The organism is Mammaliicoccus sp. I-M35 (assembly GCF_022386455.1).
Lineage (GTDB): Bacteria > Bacillota > Bacilli > Staphylococcales > Staphylococcaceae > Mammaliicoccus > Mammaliicoccus sciuri_A.
The window spans coordinates 82,133-104,726 of sequence record NZ_JAJNIL010000005.1; the positions used below are offsets into that span (position 1 = coordinate 82,133).

Consider the following 22,594-nt stretch of genomic DNA (forward strand, 5'->3'; position numbering starts at 1 on the left):
TCTATTTTTATACACTATTGATTTAATGCCTAGTTCTTAGTAAAATTTAGAAAATGAGTCTGGGGTGAAAAATATGCTTCCTTATGTGTCTTTATATGAATATGTATATCGTCAAACAGAACATGCTATTGTAGATGCTGATCAAAAGCACGCTATTTATGAAGAGTATAAAAATATTGTGACCTCATCTCACCTGTCTGATCAAGTCTTTATAGAAGTTATGAATAATTTCTTCTATGATATAGGCTTGTTGAGTACGTCTATTAAGGCATTGAAAGTTCCTGATAAGCAAGTGGGAATTAAGGTAAGAGCTACTAAAGATGCTTTAGTTGTTACGGAAGTGCTGGATGATATACGCTTTGTTGTTGGTGATGAAATTACACAGTTATCAGGGGATTCTATTGAATATTGTAGAATGAGATATCATCGTTTATTAAAAGATGAACCATACCATAGGGAAGAATGGGGACATATTTTAACTTTCCAAAATGAAGTAGAAGTAAAAAGAGCGAATCAAACTTATCGCTTTGAATTGAGACATTATCCGGTCGATACAGAACATACGATTGATGTGACGATTAAGGATGATGTACCAATATTAGAATTTAACGGTGATATTCGTTTTGAACAAGCTGTTGAAGCGTTATATAAATTATCCAAAATTCAAGAATCATCTAAAAAAGTCGTGTTTGATTTTAGGAATGCACAATTTAAAAATTTAAGTATCGCAGAGTTTCTTATACCTTATTTTTATGAGATTGGTAATCAAGATACGATATTAACGCGAGACACACACGTAAAGGTTGAGCGAGAGCGTCATAAGACGTTATTTAAGCAAAAATTAGAACGTTTGTATAAAGCTTGTAGTGAAATGAATGAACAAGCTTTTTATCAAAATATTTTAGATCAACCTGTTGGCGATTGGAAACTCTTTGATGATGATAAAATTGATTTTATCGGATTAAGTCGATTTGAAGAAATTGTGGTATTAATTGATAAAGATACATCTTATGCAGCTGAATGGCTTGTTTATAAAATAGCAAAATCGGGAATAGTCAATCTTGTCGGAAGACCAACAAGTGGAAATCTAGCATTTTTTAATGTTGTTGAGGAAATTATTGATCAACGATTTATACTCAGTTTTCCAGTTGATAATCTAAGTCAATCGATTCAAGATGATGTCGTTTATCCAGATACGCTAATTGAGTGGTCAAAAAGGCATGCATTAGTTGACAAAGATATAAAATTTTCAATTGATAATAGTAGTTGATTGATTATTTTCACAGAAAATGAAATAATATGTAAGTATATGAAATTTACAAAAATTCTAGGGGGCATTAACTTTATGGGTAAGCAAATACCAAAAGATAGAGGTCTAGACAGTACATTAAAAGTCTTAAAAGAAGGCTATAAATATGTACCAAATAGACTTGAGAAATTTGATACAAATATTTTTGAATTAAGAGCATTAGGTGGAAGAAGAACAGTTGTATTTAGCGGTAAAGAAGCTGCAGAGATTTTTTATAACAATGAATTAATCGAAAGACAAGGTACATTACCTAAACGTGTTGTTAATACTTTATTCGGTAAAGGCGCTATACATACTACTGGTGGTAAAAAACACATAGACCGTAAAGCTCTATTTATGTCATTAATGACTGAAGAAAACTTAGAATATTTGAGAGAACTTACACGTAGTACTTGGTTTATGAATACTGAACGTATGGAAAGAATGGACGAAGTTAACGTTTATAAAGAATCTATCATTCTATTAACTAAAGTTGGATTTAGATGGGCAGGCATTATCGCTTCTCCTGAAGAAATCGAAAGCTGTGCTAAAGATATGGATACTATGATCGATTCATTCAAAAATATCGGTACTGCATTCAAAGGATATAGAGAAGCTAAAAAAGCAAGAGATAGAGTAGAAACATTCCTAGAAAATCAAATTATTGCAGTACGTGAAGGTAAATTAACACCTCCACAAGGTACAGCATTACATGAATTTAGTCATTGGGAAGATTTTGAAGGTAATTTAATGGATTCTAGATTGTGTGCGATCGATTTAATGAACGTTGTGCGTCCTCTAGTCGCAATTAACCGTTTTGTTAGTTTCGGTGTGAAAGCATTACATGATTATCCAGGAGAAGCAGAAAAAGTCTTCAATAATGAAAATGACTATGCTTATAAATTTGTACAAGAAGTTAGAAGATTCTATCCTTTCGTTCCATTTTTACCTGGTAAAGCAGCAGTAGATATCGAATTTGATGGCTATACTATTGAGAAAGATACGTTCTTAGTATTAGATATTTACGGAACATTGCATAGAGAAGGCTTATGGGAGAATCCAGAAAGATTCTATCCAAACCGCTTCAGCGATTGGGACGGAAGCCCATTTGATTTAATCCCTCAAGGTGGCGGCGATTATTATACAAACCACCGTTGTGCGGGTGAATGGATGACAATTATCATCATGGAAGAATCAATGAAATACTTCGCTAGAAACATTTCATATGATATAAAAAAAGACCAAGACCTATCTGTTAATTTAAATAAATTACCAGGTCGTGTCGTTAGTGGTACAATCATTGAAAATGTTAATGCATTAGTAAACCGTAACGTAGAATCAGTTTAATCATGAATTGATTCATTATAATAATATTATTCAGGCTGAAATTTCATTCGAAATTTCAGCCTGAATTCATGTATATATGAAAATTTTCAAAGATATTTGGTATCATAGGTAAAGAGGTGATGACATGGTAACTTGTTTGGTTGTAGATGATGATAAATTTATCTTAAATGATTTGAAGCGAGAAATTGAACGTGAACATATAAATGTTATAACAAGTCTCAGTGGTGAGGAAGCTTTAGAAGTTGTAGAGCATAAATATATTGATATTGCTGTTGTAGATATTATGATGCCAGGTATGGACGGCTTTGAATTGTGTCAAATACTTAAAGATAGTTTTGATATTCCAGTTATCATATTAACGGCAAGAGATGAGTTGAGTGATAAAGAAAATGCATTTCTTGCTGGAACAGATGATTATGTAACGAAACCATTTGAAATTAAAGAGTTAATTTTTAGAATAAAAGCTGTACTACGCAGATTTAAAATTAATTCATCCAATGAACTTCAAATAGGTAACACACATATTAATAGTGTTGATATGGAAATAACGATTAATCAGAAAACAATGCTTTTACCTAAGAAAGAATTTGCATTACTAGATTATTTAATGCGTAACAAAGATAAAGTACTACAACGAGACAAAATCATTGAAGTTGTATGGGGCATTGATTTCGAAGGAGACGAGCGAACACTTGATGTACATATTAAACGTATTAGAAAGCGATTAGAAAAGTTAGAGAGCGATGTCTTGATTAAAACCGTGAGAGGCGTTGGTTACAAGGCGGTGCTTGCTCATGAGGTTTAAGTCTTTAGCGCAACGTATAACAATCTATACAATAGTTGTGATGCTCGTAAGTGCTATTTTAGGATTCATTCTGACAAACATTTATTATCATATAGATTTAAAAGAAAAAAATGACCACAAAGTATTTAATACTTTAAAAGATGTTCAAGATTATATTGATCATGACAATGAAATGTCGTTGGATAATTATTTAAAACACTTAAGTGAGCTACATTATCAAGCCGTATTATATAATGATAAGTTGAAACCGACTTATTATGGTGATCACTTCAGAAAATATAATTTAGATAATCAAGCAGTTGAAGATGTTTTAGACGGTAAAACGTATCATGGTATTAAGAATAGACCGTTTAATATTTTTATTACAGGATTCTTTGATAATGAAACGAGAAACACTGTCGGTATCAAGATTCAACACCAAGGTAGTGAATATGCGTTATTCTTAAGACCTAGCGTCGGTTCTATGTTAGGCGAGTTTAGAATATTTTTAGCAATATTACTTGTATTACTTGTCGTCATTTCATTAATACTCGTGCTATTTTCAAGTTATTCATTGGCAAACCCAATTAGACGACTTATGAAGACGACAGAATCATTACGTAAAGGTGATTTTGATGTCGATATCAAAGTAACACGTGACGATGAAATAGGTATATTACAACATCGATTTATTAAGATGAGAGATGAACTTAAACAACTAGAAATGATGAGACAATCTTTTGTTCAAAATGTCTCTCATGAAATTAAATCTCCACTTCAATCTATTTTAAGTTTATTAAGAGAACTTGAACATGAACAAGATGAAAATAACAGAATACAAATTATAGAAGATATATATGCAAGAGCATACCGTTTGAGTAATTTAACGAAACAATTATTGTTGTTATCGGAGTTAGATAATAGTGAACATTTGTCATTTAATGAAACAGTACATGTTCAAAAAGTTATTAAAGAAGTCGTACAAAATCTGAATTTCTTATTAGAAGACAATGAAATCTCAGTTCTATTTGATATGGACGATTTAACTATTAAAGGTAATCATAAGTTACTTTATCAAGCGCTCTATAATATATTAAATAATGCTATTAAATATTCACCTAAGTATAGTATGATACAAATTGATCTTAAAGAACAAAATGAATTTGTAAAAGTTTCTATTATTGATGAAGGTTATGGCATGACTGAGAAACAATTGAAACATATTAAAGATCGATTTTATAAAGGTGATCAATCTCATAATATTCATGTTGATAGTAACGGTCTTGGTTTATCAATTGTTGATTCAATTATTGAACATCATGATGCTCAAATCTTCTTCGAAAGTGAAGTCGATAAAGGGACAGAAGTAACGATTTTGTTTAAGCAACATAAATAATTGATTATTTAAGCAGTATGATTTGGTATAATTAAAATAAAATGAGGTAGGTGTTATATTGAAAACGGGTCGTATTATTAAATCAATAAGTGGAGATTATTCAGTACAAGCTGACGATGGTATATATATTACGAGAGCTCGAGGGTTATTCAGAAAGAAGAAGACATCTCCTGTTGTCGGAGATATTGTTGATTTTCAAGTTGAAAATGAAACGGGTGGGTATATTCAACATATTCATGAACGTGAGAATATATTATTAAGACCACCAGTCTCAAATATTCATAAAGTTATCGTCGTGATGAGCGCATCAGAACCAGCGTTTAGTCAACAATTATTAGATAGATTTCTCGTAGTTGTTCATTCATACAATATTACACCGATAATATGTGTAACTAAAAAAGATCTCGCTACTGATGATGAAATTCAACAAATTCAAGATAAATTAGCACAATATCAATCGATTGGATATGAAACATTATTTATAGGCGAAGAAGATGATGTATCAAATGCGATTAAACCTTTAATTGACGGTATTATCGTGTTAAGCGGCCAATCTGGTGTTGGTAAATCCACGATTATGAATAGATTGTTCGAGGATTTGAATTTAGAAACGAACAAAATCTCAAAAGCGCTTAATCGTGGTAAACATACGACAAGGCATGTTGAGTTGTATGAGTTAGATGGTGGTTATTTAGCGGACACACCTGGATTTAGTGCATTAGACTTTTCTCACATTGAAAAGGAAGAACTTGCAGATTTATTCCCAGAATTTGAAGCCATTAAATCACAGTGTAAATTTAGAAATTGTACGCACATTAATGAACCTAAATGTGCAGTAAAAGAACGCATACGAGACAATCATTTTTATCAGTTAAGATATAAGCACTATTTGACATTATTCGAAGAAATTCAAAATAGAAAGGTAAGATATTAATGGTAAAAATAGCACCTTCACTTTTAGCTTGTGATTTTGCAGAATTAAAACAAGAAGTAACACGCGTTAAAGAATCTGGCGCAGACATTTTACATTTTGATGTAATGGATGGTCAGTTTGTACCGAATATATCAATTGGTTTACCTATTTTAGAATCATTAAGAAAAGTAACTGATATGACGATTGATACACATTTAATGATCGAGAACCCAGAACAAATGATTGATGCATTTTGTGAAGCGGGTAGTGACATGGTTTCTGTTCACTTTGAGGCGACACCACACATTCATAGAGCGATACAACAAATCAAAGCGCATCATAAATTAGCAGGTGTTGTGATCAATCCTGGAACGCCTGTAGAATCATTGTCGCAAATTTTAGGTGACGTGGACTTTGTTTTAATTATGACTGTGAATCCTGGATTTGGTGGTCAAAGCTTTATAGAATCTACGTTAAGTAAAATTACTTGGTTAGACGAATATAGAAATGAACATGACTTAAACTTTGAAATTGAAGTTGATGGTGGTGTTAATGAAGAAACTGGTGCGATATGTAAAGCACAAGGAGCAGACATATTAGTTGCAGGATCTTATTACTTCAAACATGAAGACTACAAAGAACCTGTACACAAATTAAAGGGTGATTAATCATGAAAGTAAATCTATTATGTAGTATGCGTCATATCAATGAACATATACTTCAAGATGAAAAGCACATTGATTGGATAGGTGTAGATAGAGGCACAATTGAATTAATTAAACATGACATTAAGCCTGTTGCTGCTATAGGAGATTTTGATTCGGTATCAGATGAAGAGTATCAACAAATTATTAAACATATCGATATTGATCCAGTAAAAAAAGAAAAGGATGATACTGATCTTGCATTAGCAGTTAACTTAGCAGTTGAACTCGGATACGAAGAAATAAGAATATATGGTGCGACAGGTGGCAGATTAGATCATTTTATGGGTGCTGTTCAAATATTAACGAAACCAGAATTTCTGGAAGATAATATTCAAATTACGCTTGTAGATGAGCAAAATGAAATTACAGTATTAAAAGCAGGAAATCATCGAATTTCACAAGTAGAAGGCATGAAATATGTATCGTTTATTCCGCTAAGTACGAATATTAGAATAAAATTAGAAGAATTTAAATATGATTTGCCATTTACAACTTTGGCTCAAGGCTCAACGTTAACAATTAGTAATGAGTTTAAAGCGGGTCATGAACACCCATTAGTAACAGTTGAACTTGGTAATATATTGATGGTACAAAGTAAAGATAAATAAAAAAAAGAGAACCTTCCACACAAAGGTTCTCTTTATTATATGTGACTTATATTCATTAAACGCGTGTAACTTTACCTGATTTAAGCGCACGAGCTGAAACCCATACACGTTTAGGTTTACCGTCAACTAAGATTCTAACTTTTTGTAAATTAGCGTTCCAACGACGTTTGTTAGCATTTAATGCGTGAGAACGGTGGTTACCAGTTCTAGCTTTACGACCTGTTACGAAACATTCTTTAGCCATAAATATCCTCCTTTAATGAAATATAAATACACATTTATTTACGTTTACACACCTTAATAATATAACACGCACTTGTCATTTATTCAACGCCTTTTTTGTAAATTAGCGAAAAAATAATAACAAATTTCGCAAAAAGTATTTTAAAGTTCAATTTATTTGTTATAATAATATCTTGTGAAAACGTTGTATAAATAACGTGATTAAAATGATGAATTCTTGCGATGTGAATGTGATATTAAGTATAATTAAACAGAACATATATAAAGTAGTTTATAAAACGAAAAAATTTAAATGTGTAGGAGGGACGTAATCATGACTTTAGAAATTACAAATGAGTATGGAAGTATCGATATTTCAAATGACGTTATTGCAACGCTTGCTGGCGGTGCTGCCGTAGAATGTTATGGTATCGTTGGTATGGCAAGTAAACATCAAGTTAGAGATGGCATTGCAGAAATTCTTGGGCGTGATAATTATGCCAAAGGTGTTATTGTATCTCAAAACGAAGGTGTTCTTGATGTAGATATGTATATAATTGTGAGTTATGGTACGAAAATCTCAGAAATAGCAAACAATGTCCAATCTGCTGTTAAATATACTTTAGAACAATCATTAAATTTAAAAGTCAACGCAGTCAACATATATATCCAAGGTGTTAGAGTTATTAATGATGATGAGGAAGCATAGGGAGGCAAATACAGTATGAATAAGATTGACGGCAAATTGTTTGCTGATATGATCGTTCAAGGATCAGATAGTTTATCAAACAATGCAGATTTTGTAGATTCTTTAAATGTGTTTCCTGTACCAGATGGAGATACAGGAACAAATATGAATTTATCAATGTCATCAGGTGCAGCAGAGGTTAAAGCTCATAGTAATGTACATATCGGTGAGGTTGGTAAAATATTTTCTAAAGGATTGTTAATGGGCGCAAGAGGTAACTCAGGTGTTATCTTATCTCAATTATTTAGAGGATTCTCAAAATCGATTGAGAATGAACAAGAAATTGATGCTCAACAATTCGCTAAAGCATTCCAATCAGGTGTGAATACAGCATATAAAGCTGTAATGAAACCAGTTGAAGGAACGATTTTAACAGTTGCGAGAGTAGCTGGAGAAGCAGCTGTTAAAGCAGCTGAATCAACAGAAGATGTTATAACAGTTATGGAAGCAGTCATTAAAGAAGGTCAAACAGCATTAGAAAACACACCAAACCAACTACCTGTACTTAAAGAAGTAGGTGTTGTGGATAGTGGTGGACAAGGTTTAATGTTTGTTTATGAAGGCTTCTTAGCAACATTAAAAGGCGAAAAAATTCAACCTGCTAAAGAAAAAGTAGATACAGACGAATTTATTAATGATGACCATGATTTCGGTGGCGTCATGAATACTGAAGATATCGTCTACGGCTACTGTACTGAAATTATGGTTCGCTTTGGAAAAGATAAAAAAGCTTTCGATGAAGAACAATTTAGAGAAGATATGAGTCAATTCGGTGATTCATTACTCGTAATCTCTGATGATGAAATCGTAAAAGTACATGTTCATTCTGAAACACCAGGTGAAGTATTATCTTACGGTAGCCAATACGGTGAACTCATTAAAATTAAAATCGAAAACATGCGCGAACAACATAGAGAAGTACTTCGTAAAAGCGCAGATAAAAAGATCAAACAAGAACAACAACAAGAGCAAGAAGAGATTGAAACAGCAGTTATTACAATTTCAATGGGTGAAGGAATCACAACATTATTTAAATCACTTGGTGCAACACATGTCATCAGCGGTGGCCAAACTATGAATCCTTCAACTGAAGATATCGTAAAAGTTGTAAAACAATCAGGTTGTAAAAATGCAATCATCTTACCAAATAATAAAAATATTATTATGGCAGCTGAGCAAGTTGAACATTTAGTTGATATTCCTGTAGCTGTTGTAGCATCAAAAACAGTATCTCAAGGACTTTCAGCAATGTTAAATCTTAACTTAGAGCAATCAATCGAAGAGAATAAAGCGCATATGGAAGATGCAATGCGTTTTGTAAAATCAGGTTCTGTAACATATGCCGTTAGAGACACAAATATAGATGGTATTACAATTAAAAAAGGTGAGTTCATGGGTATCCATGAAAGCAGTATTAAAGTAAGTGATGCTGACCACCTAACAGCTAGTAAAAAGCTTATCGATGAAATGATTGATGAAGATAGTGAAATTTTAACAATTATTAAAGGTGAAGACGCTACTGATGAAGAAGTCGATCAATTAGTATCATATGTTGAAGAAAACTATGAAGAAGTTGAAGTAGAAGTACATCAAGGTGACCAACCAATTTACTCATTCTTATTCTCAGTAGAATAATCTCAAGATAAAAGACAACAATGTTAAACAAAAGCGTTGTTGTCTTTTGTGTTGTAAAACGCTTACAAAACGAGCGAAAGTTGTTATAATGGTATGGTGAAATTAAAAGAGAAACGAGTGATTATTGATGAAATATAGAAGTGTCTTTGACATTATTGGTCCAGTAATGGTTGGACCATCTTCATCACATACTGCTGGTGCAGTAAGAATTGGATTAATAGCTAGAGGGTTATTTGATGGTAAACCTGAACATATTGATATATATTTATATGGGTCTTTCATGGAAACTTATAAAGGACATGGTACTGACGTTGCGTTAGTCGGCGGTATTCTAGGCTATGATACAGACGATGACCGAATCAAAACAAGTCTTCAAGATGCTGAGCAACAACAGATTGATGTCAACTTTATCGAAATGTATGAAGAACGATCACATCCGAATACAGCAATTATCAACATGAGAAATAAAGAAATGGAAATCTCAGTAGAAGGTATTTCAATTGGTGGTGGTAAAGTTGAAATCGTTGCGATAAACGGATTCCAAATTGCCATTAGTGGGAATTATCCTGCTTTACTTGTTTTTCATAAGGATACATTTGGCACAATCGGGAAAGTGACCAATGTCTTTGGTGATTATCGTATTAATGTTGGTAGTATGCAAGTGGCCCGTAAAGAGAAAGGTGAACTTGCATTAATGACGTGTGAATTAGATGATGATATTCCACAAGAAGTCTTAAATAAAATTAAAGAAATTGATGGTGTACAGACAGTCACATTAATGGGGGAATCATAAAAGGAGGGTTATCATGTTTCAAAGTGTAAAAGAACTTATTGAAATTTGTGAAAGAGAAAATAAAAAAATTTATGAAGTCATGATTGAACAAGAAATGCGTGTGTCTAAACTCTCTAAAGAAGAAGTTTATCAAAATATGGAACGCAATTTAGATACAATGGAAAAAGCTATTGAACGTGGTATAAATGGTGTAACGTCAACAACAGGTTTAACTGGAATGGATGCTGTACTTTTACAAGATTATTTAAAAAGTGGTCAATCACTTTCAGGAGATTTAATGATTGATGCAGTAAGTAAAGCTGTTGCGACAAACGAAGTGAATGCAGCAATGGGTAAAATATGTGCAACACCAACTGCCGGTTCTGCAGGGGTTGCGCCTGGTGTATTATTTGCACTGAAAAAAAGACTAAACCCAACTAGAGAAGATATGTTACATTTCTTATTTACAACAGGAGCATTTGGATTTGTTGTTGCGAATAACGCATCTATATCAGGTGCTGCTGGTGGTTGCCAAGCTGAAGTTGGTTCAGCTGCTGCGATGAGTGCTGCTGCAACAGTAGAAATGGCTGGCGGTACACCTCAACAATCTGCAGAAGCATTTGCGATAAGCTTAAAAAATATGTTAGGTCTTGTATGTGACCCAGTTGCAGGTTTAGTAGAAGTACCTTGTGTTAAGAGAAACGCTGCAGGTGCTTCAAATGCAATTATTTCAGCTGATATGGCTTTAGCAGGCGTGAAATCAAGAATTCCTACTGATGAAGTAATAGAAGCTATGTATAAAATTGGCCAAACAATGCCTTCAGCACTACGTGAAACAGGTCGTGGTGGTTTAGCAGGTACGCCAACAGGAGAAAGGTTAAAACAAGAGATATTTGGAAATTAACCAAAACATTAATTTATAAGGCTGGGACATGATTCATTGTCCTAGTCTTTATTTGTTTGTATAAAGCTCATTTTGGTGAAATCGATTGGTTTATATCATGTATTTGTTCTATAATTAGAGTATTAATAAATATAGGTGATAAAAATGAATAAGCAACATCTAATATATACAGACCGAACTTTGCAAGAACTTAAAGGTGTTGGACCAAAAAGTTTACAGTTATTAAATGAATTAAATATCTATACATTAGAAGATTTAGTGTTGTATTTACCAACACGTTACGAAGATGAATCTGTCATAAATTTAAACGAAGCAACTGATGGTGATGTTGTCACTGTTACTGGAGAAGTGTACTCTAGTCCGACTGTCGCATTTTTTGGTAGAAATAAATCTAAATTAACGTGCCATATGCTAATTGATCAAATTGCCGTTAAAGTCACATTCTTTAATCAACCTTATTTGAAAAAAAGACTCATTATGGGTGAAACAGTTACGATCAAAGGTAAATGGGATCAAAAGAAACAAATTATTGCTGGTCAAAAAGTAATGGCTGAAAAAGAAGACGGTGGAAATGCGTTAACACCTATTTATCGATTAAAAGAAGGTTTAAAACAAAAGCAGCTTAATAAATATATTGAACAAGCATTACAACTTGTTGAAATTGATGAATGGTTATCTCCAAATTTAATGGATAAGTACAAATTAATGCCATTAAAAGATGTCATTCCAATTTTACATAAACCACTTCAATTTAATCACCTCAAATTAGCACGACGCACATTTTCATTTAATGAATTATTCTTATTTCAGTTAAAGATGAAATGGTTAAGCAAATTAGAAAAAGAATCTAATAAAATAGAAGGTTTAAATTATGATGTTAATGCGGTGAAATCTTTTATCGAAACATTACCTTTTGAATTAACAGATGCTCAGAAAAATAGTGTGAATGAAATTTTTAGAGATTTAAAAGCGCCTATTAAAATGCATCGATTATTGCAAGGTGATGTAGGTTCAGGTAAAACGGTAGTTGCAGCTATTGCGATTTATGCAATGTTTAATGCTGGTAAGCAAAGTGCGCTTATGGTCCCAACAGCTATATTAGCTGAACAACATGCAATCAGTTTAGATGAGTTGTTTGGTGGGCAATTAAATGTCGCTTTATTAACAAGTTCAGTTAAAGGTAAAAAAAGAAAATTATTACTTGAACAGTTAGAAGCAGGAGAAGTTGACGTTATTGTAGGCACGCATGCACTAATTCAAGATGATGTAGCGTTTAATGATATTGGATTAGTTATCATTGATGAACAGCACCGATTTGGTGTAAATCAACGTAAGAAGCTGCGTGAAAAAGGTGCAGATACAAATGTCTTATTTATGACAGCAACACCAATTCCGAGAACATTGTCTATCTCTGCGTTCGGGGAAATGGATGTAACCTCGATTAAACAAATGCCTAAAGGGAGAAAAGAAATTTTGACATCGTGGGCTAAACATGAAGAAATTGATCATGTACTGAATCAACTAAACAGTGAAATATCAAAAGGTCGACAAGCGTATGTCATTTGTCCATTAATAGAAGAAAGTGAAGCGTTGGATGTTCAAAATGTAGTCGCAATTTATGAGCAATTACAGTTGCGTTTCGGTGCGGATAAAGTCGGTCTTGTACATGGTAAAATGCATGCAGATGAAAAAGATGAAATCATGAATAAATTTAGTAATAATGAAATCGCGATATTAGTTTCTACGACTGTTGTTGAAGTTGGTGTAAACGTCCCTAATGCAACATTTATGATTATCTATGATGCTGACCGATTTGGTTTATCTACGTTACACCAATTAAGAGGACGTGTCGGTAGAAGTCATCACCAAAGTTACTGTACGTTAGTAGCATCACCTAAAACTGAGAGTGGTGTAGAACGTATGCACATTATGACTGAATCTACTGACGGTTTTTATTTATCAGAACGAGATTTGGAAATGAGAGGACCAGGTGACTTCTTTGGCGTTAAACAAAGTGGTTTACCTGATTTCAGAGTTGCAAATATTGTAGAAGATTATAGGATGTTAGAAGTTGCAAGAGATGAAGCGAGTGAATTAGTGCAATCAGGTGAATTTTTCAAACCTGAATATGATAAATTGAGATTATTAGTACAAGAATCTATGTCAGAACAAAATTTTGATTGACATTGGAACACGTATTGTATAAATTTGAATTACCATATTTTGAGAGTAGGTTAGAAACATGAGATGGTTATATAAAATTATAGGTATCTTATTAATCATGACGGCAATATCTATTTTCTTCTGGAATGATATTAGAACGTATTTTACAGACCGTGTTAATGATAAAGTCATTGAGTCGTATGAAAATCATGATGACAGCGTTAAAATAAATCCAATAGAATCATGGATTACAAAAACAGAAACAGATAACTTAAAAGTAAATGAACACATGGTTGGTTATTTAAAAGTACCAGCAGCAGATATATCAGAGCCTATATTTAAAGGACCAGCAACAGAACAAAATTTAAAAAACGGATTGTCATTAGTAGATGAGAATGAAAAGTTAAGTGAGCAGAATGTCGCAATCGCAGGACATCGTGTAGAAGGTGCGGGAATAAGATTTAACTATCTCGATCGCGCAAAAGTTGGCGATAAAGTAGAACTCATCACATTAAAAGGTAAAAAGACATATATAATTAAAAACATTAAAAATGTGAAGCCAAATCAAGTAGAAGTATTAGATGAACATAAAGGTAAACCGAATCAATTAACATTAATAACATGTGATAATTATAATCCAGATACTTTATTGTTCGAAGAGCGCATGATATTTACAGCAGTAGAAGAAAATGCAGCATAACTACGATAGAGGAGAGCAAAATTTTAAATTTTGCTCTTTTTTTGTTGGGAGAAATGAGTTGGATGAAGTGGGTATGAGAGATAGGTGGGTGATTTGTTGGATATAGGTGTGGAGGATTCATCGAGTAGGTAGGGAGAATGTGAGATATTCGAGAAGATGTGAGTTAATGAGGTATTAAACCCACGAGATTGGAAAACATGTGAGTTAAAGAGGCAGTAAACTCACAAGATTGAAGAAGATGTGAGTTAAAGAAGTAGTAAACCAACGAGATTGGTGAACATGTGAGTTAAAGAAGTAGTAAACTCACAAGATTGGAAAACATGTGAGTTAAAGAGGCAGTAAACCCACGAGATTGTGAAAGATGTGAGTTAAAGAGGCAGTAAACTCACGAGTTTTGAAAAGATGTGAGTTAAAGAGGCAGTAAACTCACGAGATTGAAAAAGATGTGAGTTAAAGAGGTAGTAAACTCACAAGATTGTCGAACATGTGAGTTAAAGAAGAAGTAAACCCACGAGATTGAAGAAGATGTGAGTTAAAGAGGTAGTAAACTCACAAGATAGATGAACATGTGAGTTAAAGAAGTAATAAACCCACGAGATAGATGAACATGTGAGTTAAAGAGGTAGTAAACTCACGAGATTGGTGAACATGTGAGTTAAAGAAGTAATAAACCCACGAGATTGGTGAACATGTGAGTTAAAGTGGTAGTAAACTCACATCTTTTTAAAAATTAAATGATTATTTAGAAATGAACATTTTTGATTACATAAAAAATCGCCCAAGTCGTAGCTTAATGCCTACATTAAGCCAAGAGATCACTCAAGTCGTAGCTTAAGTCCTGAATAAAGCCAAGAGATCGCTCAAGTCGTAGCTTAAGTCCTACATTAAGCCAAGAAATTGCTTAAGTCTTAGCTTAAGTCCTGAATAAAGCCAAGAGATCGTCCAAGTCATGGCTTAAGTCCTAAATAAAGCCAAGAGATTGTCCAAGTCATGGCTTAAGTCCTACATTAAGCCAAGAGATTGCTCAAGTCATAGCTTAACTCCTAACTTAAGCCAAGATATCGCTCAAGTCGTAGCTTAACTACTACATTAAGCCAAGAAATCGCCCAAATCGTAGCTTAATGCCTACATTAAGCCAAGTGATAGCTTAAGCCTCAGCTCCCAATTCCAACACCTAACCTCGCACCCAAAATAACCCGACCTTCCTCCTCAAATCCATAACCACCCCCAAAAAAATTTACTCATTCCACCTTGTCTTCTCATCTTATTATTTAAGTCTTATGACCAATTTTTTAAATTTCGCTCTTTTTATTGTATAATTTGTTGAGTATATTGTTATACCCATGTTAGTATAAGTAAGGTAGGTCATGATAGCAGGTGCTAATTTTAGCTATAAGTACATAATAGAATGGATTTGGATGAAATGAAATTATCAAAAGCAGATCGCCAGAGGGAATTAACAAATCGTTTGAAAGCTGAACCTTTCATAACTGACGAAACTTTAAGTGAATATTTTAAAGTAAGCATCCAAACTATTAGACTAGATAGAATGGAGCTAGGTATTCCAGAATTAAGACGCCGCATCAAAGATGTAGCAACACAAAATCATGATGAAATTAAATCATTACCCATTGAAGATGTCATTGGGGAAATTATAGATATTGAATTAGATAAATCAGCAATATCTATTATAGATATTAAGGAAGAACATGTTTTTACACGTAACGGTATTGCTAGAGGACACTATTTATTTGCCCAAGCTAACTCATTATGTGTAGCATTGATTAATGATGAATTAGCATTAACAACTAAGAGTAATGTTCAATTCAAAAAATCAGTAAAACTAAATGAAAGAGTCATTGCTAAAGCTACTGTGATTCATAAATCGAAACATATAGCTAAAGTAGATGTCACAAGCACTGTTCATGGAGAAACTGTTTTCCAAGGACAATTTGAAATGTATTATTCGAGCGAGGGTGAAAATAATGGTTAAGATTGCGATAGATATGATGGGCGGAGATGACGCGCCAGGTATCGTAATAGAAGCGGTTAAACAAGCAGTTAATGATTTTCCAGATTTAGAGATTTTGTTATATGGTGACGAAAAACAATTTGATTACAAACATGATCGTATCACTTTTTATCATACAGATGAAAAGATAACAATGGATGATGAACCTGTTAGATCAATTAAGAAAAAGAAAAATGCTTCAATGGTTTTAATGGCGAATGCTGTTAAAGAAGGTAAAGCAGAAGCATGTGTATCAGCTGGTAATACAGGTGCACTTATGAGTAGTGGATTATTTATTGTCGGCAGAATAAAAGGTATTGAAAGACCTGCATTAGTTGCGACTTTCCCAACTGTGACAGGTAAAGGATTTGTATTTTTAGATATTGGTGCAAACTCAGATGCTAAACCTGAACATCTTGTGCAATATGCTAAAATGGGTGAAATTTATGCCAAACAAATTAGAAGTATTGAAAATCCTTCATTGGCTCTTTTAAATATTGGTACTGAAGAAACAAAAGGTAATGCTTTAATGAAAAAGACTTATCAATTACTTAAAGAAGAACAATTTGATAACTTTATTGGAAATGTTGAAGCAAAATCTTTATTGTTAGATGCATGTGATGTCGTTGTATCAGATGGTTATAACGGTAACATGGTGTTAAAAACAATCGAAGGTACAGCAACAGGTATATTTAAAATGTTGAAAGAAGCGATGACTGCTTCAACTAAAAATAAACTTGCTGCACTTACTTTGAAAAAAGATATTAAAAAAATCAGCAATAAAATGGACTATGCAGAATACGGTGGTTCAGTCCTATTAGGATTAAATGGTGTTGTTGTTAAAGCACACGGATCATCAGATCAACGTGCATTCTATAATGCAATTAAACAAGCTAAGCTAGCTGCAGATACTAAAATAGTAGATAAAATGAAGAAAGCAGTAGGTGAAATAAATGGGTAAAGTTGCAATCATGTTCCCTGGTCAAGGGTCACAAAAAGTAGGAATGGCAGAAGATTTATATCAAGAAGAAATTAATGCAACATCAATTTTAGAAAGAGCAAATGAATCATTATCATTTGATTTACTTGAAATTATGTTTAAAGATCCAGAAGAAATTCTTGGATTAACTGAATATACACAACCAGCATTGTTAACGCATAGTTCAGCTTTAATGAATGCTTTAAAAGATTTAAATTATGACTACGCATTAGGACATAGTTTAGGTGAATATTCAGCATTAGTATCAGAAGGTGTATTAAAGTTTGAAGATGCCGTTCAAATCGTACATAAACGTGGTACATTAATGTCTGAAGCTTTTCCACAAGGTGTAGGTTCTATGGCAGCGGTACTAGGTTTAGACATTGAAAAAGTGAGAGAAATCTGTGAACAATTATCAACAGAGGACAAACTTATTGAACCAGCAAACATCAATTGCCCAGGTCAAATCGTTGTATCTGGTCATGCAGAACTCATTGATAAACTTGCAGCAGAAGGTAAATCACTAGGTGCTAAACGTGTTATGCCTTTAAAAGTTTCAGGTCCATTTCATTCTTCAATGATGAAAACTATAGCAGATGATTTTGAAAACTACATTAATCAATTTGAGTGGAATGATGCTGAACACCCAATTGTACAAAATGTATATGCTAAACCTGAAACAGATCATGAAGTTATTAAAGCGAACATGGTTAAACAATTATTCTCACCAGTTGAATTCAGTCAATCTGTTGAGTATTTAATTGAACAAGGTGTAGATCACTTTATCGAAGTCGGTCCTAACAAAGTATTATCTGGGTTAGTTAAAAAAATTAGTCGTGATGTTAAAATAACATCAATTCAAACAATTGATGATATTAAAGGATGGAATGAATAATGACAAAAACAGCTATCGTTACAGGTGCTTCTAGAGGTATTGGTCGTAAAATTGCATTAGAACTTGGTAAAGAAGGTTACAATGTAGTTGTAAACTATGCAGGAAATAAAGAAAAAGCAGAAGAAGTCGTTTCTGAAATTAAATCATTTGGTGTAGAAGCATTTGCATTTCAAGCAAATGTAAGTGAGCAAGATGAAGTGAAAGCTATGATTAAAGAAACAACATCTCAATTTGGTACTATCGACGTACTCGTCAATAATGCAGGTATTACAAGAGATAATTTATTGATGCGTATGAAACAAGACGAATGGGATGACGTAATCAATACAAACTTAAAAGGTGTATTTAACTGTGTTCAAGCAGTAACAAGACCAATGTTAAAACAAAAATCTGGTCGCATCATTAACTTATCAAGTGTTGTAGGATCATTAGGAAACGCAGGACAAGTGAACTATGTAGCAACTAAATCAGGTGTTGAAGGTATGACAAGAACATTTGCTAGAGAATTAGCATCTAGAGGCATTACTTGTAATGCAGTTGCACCAGGATTTATCATATCAGATATGACAGATCAATTATCTGATGAATTAAAAGAACAAATGAAATCACAAATTCCACTTGCACGATTTGGTGAAGATAGTGATATTGCACATACAGTAGCATTTCTTGTAAGTGATAAAGCAAGCTATATTACTGGCCAAACAATTCACGTTAATGGCGGAATGTATATGCAATAATAACTACTTTTATAGTAGAATAGGATAGTAAGAGAAATTGAATTTCTTATTATATAAGATTTAAATCATTTAAAGGAGGTGAATGGAATGGCAAGTTTCGACAAAGTTAAAGACATTATTGTAGATCGTCTAGGTGTAGACGCTGAAAAAGTAACGCCTGAAGCTTCATTTAAAGATGATTTAGGTGCTGATTCTTTAGATATCGCAGAATTAGTAATGGAATTAGAAGATGAATTTGATATGGAAATTCCTGATGAGGAAGCAGAAAAAATCAACACAGTTGGTGACGCTGTAAAATATATTGAATCATTAGAAAAATAATTCAAATTACTAAAGTCCGTATACCAATGGTTACGGGCTTTTTATTATGCTTTTTTATAGAAGATGTAAAATCTATATTTTTAGTGTTTTAATAGTTTTGGAAAATTTAACAATAATTCAAATAAGTAAATGGATAATTAATTCAGTTTAAGATTTTTGTTTATTAATATTGCCAAATAGTATTAAGGAGCTATAATAATATAATGTAAAATTAATATTTAAAACTCAATATTAGCCATTCTCCTAATAATACATTGATTTATTCTTTAGATATTGAAATAAATGCCTTAGGTAGTACTTTTATTTGAGTACTAAAAAAGAATGACTAAAGTCGTCATAAAAAATTTGAGTACGCATTATATTTTTATATTAATTATATTAAAAAACTTTAAGGAGAAATATCATGAATGAATTAACAATTATCATTACTTATTATAATAAAGAAGATTATATACTTGATTGTATTGGTAGTATTAAAAACCAAAGAAATCAAAACTTTGATTTAATCATAGTTAATGATGGATCAACAGACTCTTCTAATAGATTAGTTAATGAAGCGATAAATAATTATGATAAAAATGTAAATCACATTAATTTAGATAGAAATTATGGGCACGCCTATGCTAGAAATATTGCTTTAGAAAATGTTGAAACAAAATATTTTATGTTTTTAGATGCTGATGACCAACTTGCAAGCTATTCAGTTGAGTATTACTTATCTAAAATCAATGGATTAGACGGCTTAATTGGGCCAATAAATAAATTCTCATTAAAAAAACCTCAATATGTAAATAAAGATAAAATTAGAATTGACTACTTAACTAAAGGTAATAATCCTAATTCCTTTTTAAGAAAAAATACGGTTTGTAATATTTTATTTAAAACATCTATTGTCAAAGCGCATAACATTAGGTTTAATGAAGATTTAAAAATATATATCGATACTTCATTTACACTTGAATATATTAAATACGTAGAGAGGTTTGTAAGGTTACGTAATTTTCCTTTCTATTTTAGAGGTGAAATTTATGATCCATTTGAAGGTAATACTTTAAGTGATCAAGATTTCATTTTTACATTCGAGGATTACGTTAATAGTTATCTTGATTCCATTAAAAGAACGGATAATAAAGATATTCTTAACTTTTTATCTCAAAAAATGAAACTTGAAATTAAAAAAGGGTTCGATCCATCTTTGAGAGATATAAATATAAGATATAGTGTTCTTGAGAAACCTTTAATTAATATTGTTAAAACACTAAAGTGGAACATTATAAAAGATGGAAAAATACTCTACAAATTAGAATTATTGTTTTTATCTATGGACGACATTGAAAATGCTAAATATATAAATAATATTAGAAGTGTAAGTAGACATGTAAAAAATATAGTTCAGAATAATAAAATGAAGAATAGATCAAAATATCAACTATTAGATAAAGAAGAAGCTGTTAATACAGAAACTATCGTTTTTGAGTCTTTCGGTGGTAAAAATTATAGTGATAGTCCTAAATATATTTATGAATATATGCAAAAACATTATCCTAAATTAAACTATATATGGGTGTTTAAAAATCCTAATCAAAATGTCATAACTGGTAATGCAGTAAAGGTTAAAAAAGGATCTAAAGAATATTATGATGCATACTCAAAAGCTAAATTCTGGGTTACGAATGCAAGGTTACCACTGTATTTAAATAAAAAAGATAACCAAATTTACATTCAAACATGGCACGGAACACCATTAAAACGTTTGGCTAATGATATGAAGATAGTAAGAATGCCAGGAACAACTACACCTAAATATAAAAAGAATTTCTACGCTGAAACATCAAGATGGGATTATTTAATTTCTCCTAATAGGTACTCAACGAACATTTTTAAAACGGCATTTTGGATGGATGAGAATAGAACTTTAGAAATAGGATATCCTCGGAATGATATATTAGTTAATAGAAGTAATGATCAAGAATATATAGAAAAACTGAAAAAAGAATTAAACATACCAAAAGGTAAGAAAATTATTATGTACGCTCCGACATGGAGAGATGATGAATTTGTTAAAAAAGGTAAATATTTATTCGATTTAAAAATAAATTTAGAAAACCTACAAAAAGAATTAGGTGATGAATTTGTCATTTTACTAAGAATGCATTATTTAATTTCAAATGCATTAGATTTAAGTGGATATGAAGATTTTGCAATCGACGTATCTAATTATAATGATATATCCGAATTATATTTAATATCTGATGCACTCATTACAGATTATTCTTCAGTCATGTTTGACTTTGGTATTCTAAAAAGACCACAATATTTCTTTGCTTATGATATTGAGAAATATGATAAAGGTTTGAGAGGATTTTATATGGATTATATGAATGATTTACCTGGAGAAATTATTACAGATGAGTTTAAATTAGCTGAGGAATTAAAAGATATTGATAAACATAAAGAAAAATATAAAGATAAAATAGAAAGGTTTTACGATAAATTCTGTTCTATAGAAAAAGGTCAATCTTCTAAAATTATTGGAGATTTTATATATGATAAGACAAAGTAAAAATATCCCCGCCATAATTGGTGGGGCATTTTTATGTCACAACAAGTGTTATCATGAATTTTAATAAAATAGAGAGGGAGATTAGTGGTCTTTTTGTAATCAATACTTAATCTTTATAACCTATCCAGTATACTTTATATATGATAAAATGTTTTAATATATTATTTAAGAATATATATAATACATATTTTTTAGGGGGATGTATGAAGATTAAAAGCAAATTATTGTTAGCTATTGCATTTACGAGCTTGACTGCATTGAATTTGAATTTGCATGCTGACGCTAAGGATGGCGGCGGTAGTGATACATCTAAAGATAAGACACCTAAGATACAGAACGTAGAGGTTGAACATAGAGATTACGATAAGAAATCAAGCAAGGTCCAAAAAGAAGTTGCAAAATCTTCAACGGCTGCCATGAATTATGTTTATTCATTGGAAGGTAAGGGTTGGGATTTTGATGGCTACTACGGTTGGCAATGTTTTGATTTAGTGAATTATTATTGGAATTATTTATATGGTCACGGTTTACATGGAGATTATGCAAAAGATATTCCAACTGCTAATAATTTTAGTGGTGAAGCAACAGTGTACAAAAACACACCATCATTTGTAGCACAACCTGGTGACGTTGTTGTATTTAATGAAGATTTCGGATCAGGTGCTGGACATACAGCAATTGTATTAAACGGTAATGCAGACGGTAATGTGATGCAATTTACAAGTTTAGATCAAAATTGGTATGGTGGCGGCGCTGACAAGACAGAAGTTGCACAACGTATCACGCATGATTATGAAACTGAAATGTGGTTTATAAGACCAAATTAAGCAATCCATGATGATTACATAAGATAAGATAAACGTCTGAACAAAGCAATTTGTTCAGGCGTTTTATATATTGT

21 protein-coding genes are annotated in these 22,594 nt (G+C 32.2%); 20 read left to right on the plus strand and 1 reads right to left on the minus strand.

Features of this window, described 5'->3' with window-relative positions; translation table 11 throughout:
* The first annotated feature begins 73 nt into the window (after positions 1-73).
* The 7 genes from LQ679_RS07175 (at position 74) to LQ679_RS07205 (ending at position 7,043) form a co-directional block, all read left to right on the plus strand.
* Complete coding sequence (locus LQ679_RS07175; protein ID WP_239762334.1) at positions 74-1,270, plus strand: hypothetical protein; 1,197 nt, start codon at positions 74-76, stop codon at positions 1,268-1,270.
* A gap of 75 nt (positions 1,271-1,345) precedes the next feature.
* The gene (locus tag LQ679_RS07180; RefSeq protein ID WP_239762335.1) at positions 1,346-2,635 is read left to right on the plus strand and encodes a cytochrome P450; all 1,290 of its coding nucleotides are present in this window, start codon (positions 1,346-1,348) and stop codon (positions 2,633-2,635) included.
* A gap of 124 nt (positions 2,636-2,759) precedes the next feature.
* Entirely contained in the window at positions 2,760-3,440 is a 681-nt protein-coding gene (locus LQ679_RS07185; RefSeq protein ID WP_239762336.1) for a response regulator transcription factor, read from the plus strand.
* Positions 3,430-4,815, plus strand: a complete 1,386-nt coding sequence (locus tag LQ679_RS07190) for a sensor histidine kinase (protein WP_239762337.1) — start codon at positions 3,430-3,432, stop codon at positions 4,813-4,815. Before LQ679_RS07185 ends, LQ679_RS07190 begins: the two co-directional genes overlap by 11 nt.
* Before the next feature lie 58 nt (positions 4,816-4,873).
* Positions 4,874-5,749: a ribosome small subunit-dependent GTPase A gene (gene rsgA, locus LQ679_RS07195; RefSeq protein WP_191836239.1), complete on the plus strand. Its 876-nt coding sequence runs from the start codon at positions 4,874-4,876 to the stop codon at positions 5,747-5,749.
* Positions 5,749-6,396 (plus strand): ribulose-phosphate 3-epimerase, encoded by a 648-nt coding sequence (gene rpe / locus LQ679_RS07200; protein WP_239762338.1) that lies wholly within the window; start codon positions 5,749-5,751, stop codon positions 6,394-6,396. Before rsgA ends, rpe begins: the two co-directional genes overlap by 1 nt.
* A 2-nt stretch (positions 6,397-6,398) precedes the next feature.
* Complete coding sequence (locus LQ679_RS07205) at positions 6,399-7,043, plus strand: thiamine diphosphokinase (protein WP_037587612.1); 645 nt, start codon at positions 6,399-6,401, stop codon at positions 7,041-7,043.
* A 55-nt stretch (positions 7,044-7,098) separates the two neighbouring features.
* Here the strand turns inward: LQ679_RS07205 and rpmB are convergent, their stop codons facing one another.
* Positions 7,099-7,287: a 50S ribosomal protein L28 gene (gene rpmB, locus LQ679_RS07210; protein ID WP_017000124.1), complete on the minus strand. Its 189-nt coding sequence runs from the start codon at positions 7,285-7,287 to the stop codon at positions 7,099-7,101.
* A gap of 312 nt (positions 7,288-7,599) precedes the next feature.
* On the opposite strand from rpmB, the gene LQ679_RS07215 reads away from it, so the two are divergent.
* The 13 genes from LQ679_RS07215 (at position 7,600) to LQ679_RS07275 (ending at position 22,520) form a co-directional block, all read left to right on the plus strand.
* Positions 7,600-7,974, plus strand: coding sequence for an Asp23/Gls24 family envelope stress response protein (locus tag LQ679_RS07215; RefSeq protein WP_016911554.1), 375 nt, complete (start codon positions 7,600-7,602; stop codon positions 7,972-7,974).
* Between the two features lie 15 nt (positions 7,975-7,989).
* The gene (gene fakA, locus LQ679_RS07220; RefSeq protein ID WP_037587615.1) at positions 7,990-9,648 is read left to right on the plus strand and encodes a fatty acid kinase catalytic subunit FakA; all 1,659 of its coding nucleotides are present in this window, start codon (positions 7,990-7,992) and stop codon (positions 9,646-9,648) included.
* Positions 9,649-9,775: 127 nt separating this feature from the next.
* Entirely contained in the window at positions 9,776-10,441 is a 666-nt protein-coding gene (gene sdaAB / locus LQ679_RS07225; RefSeq protein ID WP_037587617.1) for an L-serine ammonia-lyase, iron-sulfur-dependent subunit beta, read from the plus strand.
* A 13-nt stretch (positions 10,442-10,454) separates the two neighbouring features.
* Positions 10,455-11,324 carry an L-serine ammonia-lyase, iron-sulfur-dependent, subunit alpha gene (sdaAA, locus tag LQ679_RS07230; RefSeq protein WP_239762339.1) on the plus strand — a complete coding sequence of 290 codons (870 nt, stop codon included), beginning with the start codon at positions 10,455-10,457 and terminating at the stop codon, positions 11,322-11,324.
* 144 nt (positions 11,325-11,468) lie between these two features.
* Positions 11,469-13,508 carry an ATP-dependent DNA helicase RecG gene (recG, locus tag LQ679_RS07235; RefSeq protein ID WP_204168241.1) on the plus strand — a complete coding sequence of 680 codons (2,040 nt, stop codon included), beginning with the start codon at positions 11,469-11,471 and terminating at the stop codon, positions 13,506-13,508.
* A gap of 58 nt (positions 13,509-13,566) precedes the next feature.
* The gene (locus LQ679_RS07240; protein ID WP_126476882.1) at positions 13,567-14,187 is read left to right on the plus strand and encodes a class A sortase; all 621 of its coding nucleotides are present in this window, start codon (positions 13,567-13,569) and stop codon (positions 14,185-14,187) included.
* Positions 14,188-15,610: 1,423 nt separating this feature from the next.
* Positions 15,611-16,180 carry a transcription factor FapR gene (gene fapR, locus LQ679_RS07245; protein WP_025905295.1) on the plus strand — a complete coding sequence of 190 codons (570 nt, stop codon included), beginning with the start codon at positions 15,611-15,613 and terminating at the stop codon, positions 16,178-16,180.
* Positions 16,173-17,159 (plus strand): phosphate acyltransferase PlsX, encoded by a 987-nt coding sequence (gene plsX / locus LQ679_RS07250; protein WP_196307669.1) that lies wholly within the window; start codon positions 16,173-16,175, stop codon positions 17,157-17,159. The genes fapR and plsX overlap by 8 nt, the downstream gene beginning before the upstream one ends.
* Positions 17,152-18,072, plus strand: coding sequence for an ACP S-malonyltransferase (gene fabD, locus LQ679_RS07255; RefSeq protein WP_204179223.1), 921 nt, complete (start codon positions 17,152-17,154; stop codon positions 18,070-18,072). Before plsX ends, fabD begins: the two co-directional genes overlap by 8 nt.
* Positions 18,072-18,809 carry a 3-oxoacyl-[acyl-carrier-protein] reductase gene (fabG, locus tag LQ679_RS07260; protein WP_239762340.1) on the plus strand — a complete coding sequence of 246 codons (738 nt, stop codon included), beginning with the start codon at positions 18,072-18,074 and terminating at the stop codon, positions 18,807-18,809. Before fabD ends, fabG begins: the two co-directional genes overlap by 1 nt.
* An 87-nt stretch (positions 18,810-18,896) precedes the next feature.
* On the plus strand, positions 18,897-19,130 hold the full coding sequence (locus tag LQ679_RS07265) for an acyl carrier protein (RefSeq protein WP_017000113.1): 234 nt from the start codon (positions 18,897-18,899) through the stop codon (positions 19,128-19,130).
* Between the two features lie 403 nt (positions 19,131-19,533).
* Complete coding sequence (locus LQ679_RS07270) at positions 19,534-21,693, plus strand: bifunctional glycosyltransferase/CDP-glycerol:glycerophosphate glycerophosphotransferase (RefSeq protein ID WP_239762341.1); 2,160 nt, start codon at positions 19,534-19,536, stop codon at positions 21,691-21,693.
* Positions 21,694-21,896: 203 nt separating this feature from the next.
* On the plus strand, positions 21,897-22,520 hold the full coding sequence (locus tag LQ679_RS07275; RefSeq protein WP_025905299.1) for a CHAP domain-containing protein: 624 nt from the start codon (positions 21,897-21,899) through the stop codon (positions 22,518-22,520).
* Positions 22,521-22,594 lie beyond the last annotated feature (74 nt).